Origin of the sequence: Jhaorihella thermophila (assembly GCF_900108275.1) — a bacterium.
Taxonomy (GTDB): domain Bacteria; phylum Pseudomonadota; class Alphaproteobacteria; order Rhodobacterales; family Rhodobacteraceae; genus Jhaorihella; species Jhaorihella thermophila.
Window position 1 is genome coordinate 1 of sequence record NZ_FNVD01000041.1, and the last position, 6,979, is coordinate 6,979.

The 6,979-nt window shown below is 67.7% G+C and carries 6 protein-coding genes and 1 pseudogene; all 7 read left to right on the top strand.

Annotated elements, in window-relative coordinates; genetic code table 11:
- Nucleotides 1–525, top strand: a 525-nt coding sequence (locus tag C4S70_RS17885; RefSeq protein ID WP_146064263.1) for an ATP-binding protein, incomplete at its 5' end; no start/stop codon positions are given.
- Nucleotides 526–538: 13 nt separating this feature from the next.
- A complete protein-coding gene (locus C4S70_RS17890) occupies nt 539–1,138 on the top strand; it encodes a hypothetical protein (protein WP_104009452.1) in 600 nt (199 codons plus the stop codon).
- A gap of 10 nt (nt 1,139–1,148) precedes the next feature.
- Nucleotides 1,149–2,825, top strand: a complete 1,677-nt coding sequence (locus C4S70_RS17895) for a DEAD/DEAH box helicase (RefSeq protein ID WP_104009453.1) — start codon at nt 1,149–1,151, stop codon at nt 2,823–2,825.
- 224 nt (nt 2,826–3,049) lie between these two features.
- Complete coding sequence (locus C4S70_RS17900) at nt 3,050–3,250, top strand: DUF6511 domain-containing protein (protein ID WP_104009454.1); 201 nt, start codon at nt 3,050–3,052, stop codon at nt 3,248–3,250.
- Nucleotides 3,250–4,008 (top strand): PD-(D/E)XK nuclease family protein, encoded by a 759-nt coding sequence (locus C4S70_RS17905; protein WP_104009455.1) that lies wholly within the window; start codon nt 3,250–3,252, stop codon nt 4,006–4,008. Before C4S70_RS17900 ends, C4S70_RS17905 begins: the two co-directional genes overlap by 1 nt.
- Nucleotides 4,005–6,407 carry an AAA family ATPase gene (locus C4S70_RS17910; protein ID WP_104009456.1) on the top strand — a complete coding sequence of 801 codons (2,403 nt, stop codon included), beginning with the start codon at nt 4,005–4,007 and terminating at the stop codon, nt 6,405–6,407. Before C4S70_RS17905 ends, C4S70_RS17910 begins: the two co-directional genes overlap by 4 nt.
- A gap of 335 nt (nt 6,408–6,742) precedes the next feature.
- Nucleotides 6,743–6,979 (top strand): annotated as a pseudogene (locus C4S70_RS17915) (hypothetical protein); the annotation flags it as partial.

Sequence of the window (6,979 nt, forward strand, 5' to 3'; positions counted from 1 at the left end):
ATCACCGTCGCCGGCCGGCTGTGTTTCCAGTGGTGCAAGGGCCAGCCGGAGGCGCATTCGGACAAGACCGGCAAGCCCGACGTGCGCGGCGCCTATGGGCTGCACGGGCGCGAGATGATCGGCTGGCTCACGCATCTCCAGCACACGCGGGCGAAGAACGTGATCTTCGTCGGCATCCTCGACGAGAAGCTCGATGACTTCAATCGCAAGCACTTCGTGCCGCAGATCGAGGGCTCCAAGACCGGGCTGGAACTGCCGGGCATCGTCGACGAGGTGCTGACGCTGACTTCGTTGCCCAATGAGCAGGGCGAGCTGCGGCGGGTCTTCGTCTGCCAGACCCAGAACCCCTGGGGCTATCCGGCCAAGGACCGCTCCGGTCGGCTGGAGATGCTCGAGCCCCCCGATCTCGGCCGCCTGATCGACAAGATCCACCAGCCGCTGCCGCTCGATGCCCGGCCGCTGGTGATCGATCCGCCGGCGATCCCGGCGCCCGCCACCACCCCTCAAACCGATCCCTCAAACTGAAAGGACCAATGCCATGTCTGGCCTGTGGAACGATTTCAACGACGCGCAATCCAACGCCAACCTCATCCCCAAGGGCACGCTCGCCAAGGTGCGGCTGACGATCCGCCCCGGCGGCTTCGACGACCCGTCGCAGGGCTGGACCGGGGGCTATGCCACCCGCGGCTCGACCGGTGCGGTGTATCTCAACGGCGAGTTCACCGTGACCGAGGGCCCCTATGCCCGGCGCAAGATCTTCACGCTGATTGGGCTTTACAGCCCCAAGGGACCGGACTGGGCCAACATGGGGCGCAGCCTCATCCGCGGCATGCTGAACTCGGCGCGGGGGATTTCCGACAAGGACCAGTCGCCTCAGGCGCAGGCCGCGCGACGGATCGGCGGCTTTGCCGATCTCGACGGGCTAGAGTTCGTGGCCCGGATCGATGTCGGCACCGATGCCATGGGCGAGGAAAAGAACGAGATCCGCGCGGCGGTGACGCCGGATCATCGGGACTATGCGCAGGTCATGGGGACGGCGGCTGCACCGATGGCACCCACGGCTCCGGCGGCTCCCACCAGCACCGCGCAGACCCCCACCGCCCCGGCAACCCCGGGCCGCCCGTCCTGGGCCGAGTGAGGGCCAGCCCATGCGCCTTCGTCCCCGCCAGAAACTCTTCGTGGAGCGCAGCCTCGCTGCGCTCTCGACCCGCGGCAACACGCTCGGCATCGCACCGACCGGATCGGGCAAGACCATCATGTTGTCCGCCGTCGCGGGCGAGATGGTCGAGGGTGGCGCCAAGGCCTGTGTGCTGGCCCATCGTGACGAGTTGACGGCCCAGAACCGCGAGAAGTTCGGCAGGGTCAATCCCAGCATCTCCACCTCGGTGGTGAATGCCGCGACGAAGGACTGGTCCGGCCAGGTCACCTTCGCCATGGCACCGACCCTGAGCCGCTCGGCCAATCTCGAGGCCATGCCGAAGCTCGATCTTCTGGTGATCGACGAGGCGCATCACGCCATTGCCGACAGCTACCGCCGTATCGTCGACCGGGTGCGGGACGCGAACCCGGAGGCCCGCGTCTTAGGGGTCACCGCCACGCCGAACCGCGGCGACCGCAAGGGGTTGCGCGAGGTCTTCGACAACGTGGCCGACCAGGTCCGGCTGGGCGAGTTGATCGCCTCCGGCCACCTCGTGCCGCCGCGCACCTTCGTGATCGACGTGGGTGTGCGCGCGCAGCTGCAAAAGGTGCGCAAGACCGCCCTCGACTTCGACATGGGGGAGGTCGCCGGCATCATGGACTGCGCTCCGGTCACCGACGAGGTGATCCGCCACTGGCGCGACAAAGCCGCCGGGCGGCCCACCATCGTCTTCTGCTCGACCGTCGCCCATGCGGCCCACGTCGCCGAGGCCTTCAACGCGGCAGGCATTCCTGCGGGGCTGATCCATGGCGATCTGGCAGCCGACGAGCGCCGCAACATCCTCGCGGCCCATGCCTCGGGCGAGATCGCCGTGCTGGTCAACGTCTCCGTGCTCACCGAGGGCTTCGACCACCCGCCCACCTCCTGCGTGATCCTGCTGCGCCCCTCATCCTGCAAGTCCACCATGATCCAGATGGTCGGGCGCGGCCTGCGCACGGTCGATCCAGAGGAGCACCCCGGCATCGTCAAGACCGACTGCGTGGTGCTGGATTTCGGGACGTCGAGCCTGATGCACGGCACGCTGGAGCAGGACGTCGATCTCGATGGCCGCGAGGTCAGCGGCACGGCGCCCACCAAGACCTGCCCGGAATGCGAGGCCGAGATCCCGCTTGGTGCGCGCGAATGCCCGCTTTGCGGCGCGCTGCTGGTCGAGCCGAAGGACGAGGCCGGCACCGAGGCGCTCGAGAGCTTCGTGATGACCGAAATCGACCTGTTGAAGCGGTCGAGGTTCCAATGGGTCGATCTCTTGGGCGACGAGGCGGCGCTGATGGCCACGGGCTTCACCGCCTGGGGCGGCATCTTCTGGCTGGGCGGGCTCTGGCATGCGGTCGGTGGCCGGCGCGGGGCGCAGCCCCGGCTTCTCGGCATCGGCGAGCGCGCGGTGTGCCTCGCGCAGGCCGATGACTGGCTGAACGCGCATGAGAGCGACGAGAGCGCCTTCAAGACCCGGGGCTGGCTGCGCCAGGCGCCGACCGAGAAGCAGTTGCAATACCTGCCCCCGAGCGCACGGCAGGATTACGGCCTCACCCGCTACCACGCTTCGGCGCTGATCTCCTTCCGCTTCAACAAGCGCGCGATCCGGCAGCTTGTCCAGGCCGCCGCCACGCCGGAACGGAGGGCCGCGTGAGCCATGTCGCGCAAGTCTCACCCCCGTCCACAGCGCCTGCGGATCGACCGGGCCGTGATCGCCTCTGGCATCCACGTCCGTTGCTCTGCGCGGTCTGCACATCGCGAACCCGCGGCTTCGGCTGGTTCGACGCCTCCCGTCCGCGTCCGCACCGAACCCGCCGCTGGTTCTGTTCCATGGGCTGCCAGGCAGCCTTCACCCGCAAAGCAAAGAGAGGTTTGAACATGGTCGACTTCACCGAAGAGGAAACCCAGGCGCTGCCCGCCGTCATGCGCGCGCTCGCCCCCGAGATGGAGCGAATCGGCTGGGATCGGCCGCTGGGCCAGCTGAGCCAGAACGACATGCACCGGCTGATCGTCACCACCGTCGAGGCCTTCCGCGCCGAGATGGCCGAGATCGCCAGCCAATCGGAGATCCCGTTCTGATGCTGGACTACAGCCATCGCCCCGGTATCGCGGAGCGCATCAACGCCGCCGTGGATGCCGCGCTCGAGGCCGAACGCGCCGCGACCCCGCCGCGCGATTATCTCGGGGCCTCCCGGCTGGGGCAGTCTTGCGAGCGGGCGCTGCAGTTCGAGTTCGCCCATGCGCCGAAAGACGAGGGCCAGGAGTTTTCGGGCCGGTCGCTGCGCATCTTCGCGATCGGTCACGCGCTCGAGGATCTCGCCGTCAAGTGGCTGCGCGCCGCCAGACTCGATCTCGCCACCCGGAAGCGCGACGGCGGCCAGTTCGGCTTCGCGGTCGCCGGCGGACGCATTCGCGGTCACGTGGACGGGATCGTCATGGGCGCCCCCGCCGCCATGGGGCTGCGCACACCCGCCCTCTGGGAATGCAAGACCATGAACGCGAAGAACTGGCGCGAGACGGTGGCCAAGGGCATGACCGTCGCCAAGCCCGTCTACGCCGCCCAGATCGCGCTCTACCAGGCCTACATGGAAGCGACGGTGCCCGGCATCAGCGCGGCACCGGCGCTCTTCACCGCGATCAACAAGGACACCGCCGCGCTGCACCACGAGCTCGTGCCCTTCGACGCCGAGCTCGCGCAGCGCATGTCGGATCGCGCGGTGCGGATCCTGCGGGCGACGAACGCGGGCGAGTTGCTGCCGCGCGTGGCCCGGAACCGCGACTTCTTCGAATGCCGCTTCTGCCCCTGGGCCGAACGCTGCTGGGGACTGCCCGGATGAGTGACACGCCCCAAGACCCGCCCGAACCACCCGAGGACACCGACATGCGCGACGACAGCACGACCGACCAATCCGAGGCCAACCTCGTCCATTTCAACCCCTGGCGCGACTTCAACGACGCGGCGCCGCAGATCGACCCGTTCGGCGACGAGCCGGATCCTGCGCAGATTGCCTCTTTCATGGAGGTGGTCTTCGGCTACTGCGACGGGCTGATCCCGGTGCGCAGCTTCATCGACAAGGGCCAGGGGATCGACGGCCGGCCGCACAACATCTGGATCTCGGCCGATGAGACCGCACCCGAGAAGATGGCGACCTTCGCGAACTGGGCCGCGCGCGAGGGGGCTGCGGTCTACGTCATTCCCGGCACGGTCGCGGAAACCGGCCAGGCCAAGGCCGCCGACGTGGCGCAGATGCAGGCCGTCGTCGTCGACATCGACAGCGGCGACATTGCCGCCAAGCGCGCTCATCTGGAGCGCCATCTCGGCCCGCCCACCATGGTGGTGGAAAGCGGCGGCATCACGCCGGAGGGCCAGCACAAGGCGCATGTGTGGTGGAAGCTCACCGAGCCCGCCGAAGGCGATGACATCCGGCGCCTTTGCCGGTTGCGCGGCGACATCGCCGCCAAGGTCGGGGGCGACATGCATTTCCGCTCGGCGCATCAGCCGATCCGGGTGGCGGGCTCGGTCTATTACAAGAACGGCCTCAAGACGCTGGTGCGCATCGTCGAGCTGAACGCCGGGCTGGAGCGCGACCTCGACGAGTTCGCCGAGGCCGTGGCCGACATGCCGCCCGCGCCGGGCGTGAGCCTGACGCCGGACTTCGCCACGCCCGACAAGCCCGCGGTGGAGGATGTGCTGGTCACGCCAGTGCGCGAGGGCGGCACCGACGACTGGTCGCGCTTCGAGGGGGCGTCCGCCGCCATCGGCTATTTCATCCGGCTGGTTCACGAGGGCCGGATGAGCAAGAGCGAGGGCTGGGAGGCGATCTGCGGCTACAACGCCGCCATGCTGCGGCCCCAGTGGCCTGTGGAACGGCTCAAGCGCGAGTCCGAACGCCTGTGGGCGCGTCATGTCGAACGCCACGGACCGCCGCTCGTCCGGCTCGACAGCGCTGCTCCCGCACCCGACGAGATGCCCAGCTTCACGCTGGGGCAGCTGCTCGACGACCAGAGCCCGATGCCCGCCGACCTGATCGGCCCCCGCGTGCTGACCCCGGGCGGGCTCCTGGTGCTCGGCGGCGCGCCCAAGGTGGGCAAGAGCGATCTGCTGATCGCCTGGCTCGTGCACATGGCCGCCGGCGTGCCGTTTCTGGGTTTCATCCCGCCACGGCCCTTGCGGATCTTCTACCTGCAGGCCGAGATCCAGTATCACTACCTGCGCGAGCGCATGCAGCAGATCGGCCTGCCGCCCGGGTTGGTCGCCGCCGCGCGCGACAACCTCGTCGTCACCCCGAAGCTCAAGATGCTGCTCGATGCCGAGGGCAGCGCCCGCGTGGCCGCGGCGATCCGGGCGGCGTTCCCCGATGATCCCCTCGACATCCTCTGCATCGACCCGATCCGCAACCTCTTCGACGGCGGGCCCGATGGCGGGGGCGAGAACGACAACGCCGCGATGATGTTCTTCCTCAAGGACCGGGTCGAGGTGCTGCGCGACCACGTCAACCCCGACTGCGGCGTGATCCTCGTCCACCACACCAAGAAGCTGTCGAAGCACCAGGTGAAGGAGGATCCCTTCCTCGCGCTTTCCGGCGCAAGCGCGCTGCGCGGCTTCTACACGACCGGGCTGATCCTGCACCGGCCGGACGAGGAGGCATCGGAGCGGAAGCTGGAGATCGAGCTCAGGAATGGCCCCGCACTGCCCGCCAAGCTCGTCGACAAGGTCAAGGGGGCGTGGGTCGAGGTCAACCCGATGAACGAACGGCTCGTGCGCGCTGAACAGGGGGCGAAGTTCGATGCGGAGCGGGATCGCAAGCGGGACGTGATCCTCGACATTCTCTTCGAGGAAGCGGCCGAGGGCCGGCTCTACACGACGATGCAATTCGCCGAAGCCTTCGAGAACAAGAGCGGCCTTGGCAGCAAATTCACGATCAGGGAACGCCTCAGTGTCCTCGCCACGAAAGGGCACATCAAGTTCCTGCGCGACGGCGCACAATTCGGATACCCAAAGGTCCGGTCGCGCTTCGGCTATCTCTGCGTCAAGGGCATGCGTTTCCGGCCCGAGGAACAGGTGGACCCCGAGACCGGGGAAGTCCGCGAGACCGCCGCTCCGGTGCTGCCCAGCCACTACAAATGCCCGCTTTCCGGCGTCTGCATGGACGTCGAAAATCCGGCCGTCTGGGTCTATCCCGAGACGACGACGGACGCGGAAGGGGCCTCCCCAACTCCTAAGAGTGAGGCCTAACTCCTATGTCCTCCCCAACTCCTGTTTCAATGAAATCAATGACTTGCGGCGGTCGAGGAGTTAGTGGCCCAACTCCTCCCCAACTCCTCCAAAATCATGTTTTGCGACGTGTTTTCAATGCGTTGTGTGATGTGGAGGAGTTAGTGGGGAAAGCCCCCATACTACGTATGGGGGGCCAACCGGAGGAGTTGGCCCCCATCCCATACGTAGCGGGGTGTCCGCGCGCGTGGGCTTTGACCTTCCGTGAACCCCAATCCGACGACGGCGGCCGGTACCGCCAAGCATCAACCGCCGTCGTCTTCCACCCGAGCAGCCACCAGAAAAGGAGACCACCCATGGCTGATACGACTCTGTCCGGCGTCGAGCCCGGCGCAACCCTGAATCCGCCGTCACGCACGATCCTCGCCCTCGACCTCGGCACCACGACAGGCTGGGCCTTGCGCGGCCATGACGGGCTGATCACCACCGGCACGGTCTGCTTCCGCCCCGGCCGCTTCGACGGCGGCGGCATGCGGTATCTGCGCTTCACCAACTGGCTGACCGAGATCGACCGCCTGTCCGGCCCGGTGGAA

Excerpts from the sequence above, each read along its gene's own strand:
- C4S70_RS17890 (WP_104009452.1), top strand. The coding sequence starts at position 539 with ATGTCTGGCCTGTGGAACGATTTCAACGACGCGCAATCCAACGCCAAC.
- C4S70_RS17895 (WP_104009453.1), top strand. The coding sequence starts at position 1,149 with ATGCGCCTTCGTCCCCGCCAGAAACTCTTCGTGGAGCGCAGCCTCGCT.
- C4S70_RS17900 (WP_104009454.1), top strand. The coding sequence starts at position 3,050 with ATGGTCGACTTCACCGAAGAGGAAACCCAGGCGCTGCCCGCCGTCATG.
- C4S70_RS17905 (WP_104009455.1), top strand. The coding sequence starts at position 3,250 with ATGCTGGACTACAGCCATCGCCCCGGTATCGCGGAGCGCATCAACGCC.
- C4S70_RS17910 (WP_104009456.1), top strand. The coding sequence starts at position 4,005 with ATGAGTGACACGCCCCAAGACCCGCCCGAACCACCCGAGGACACCGAC.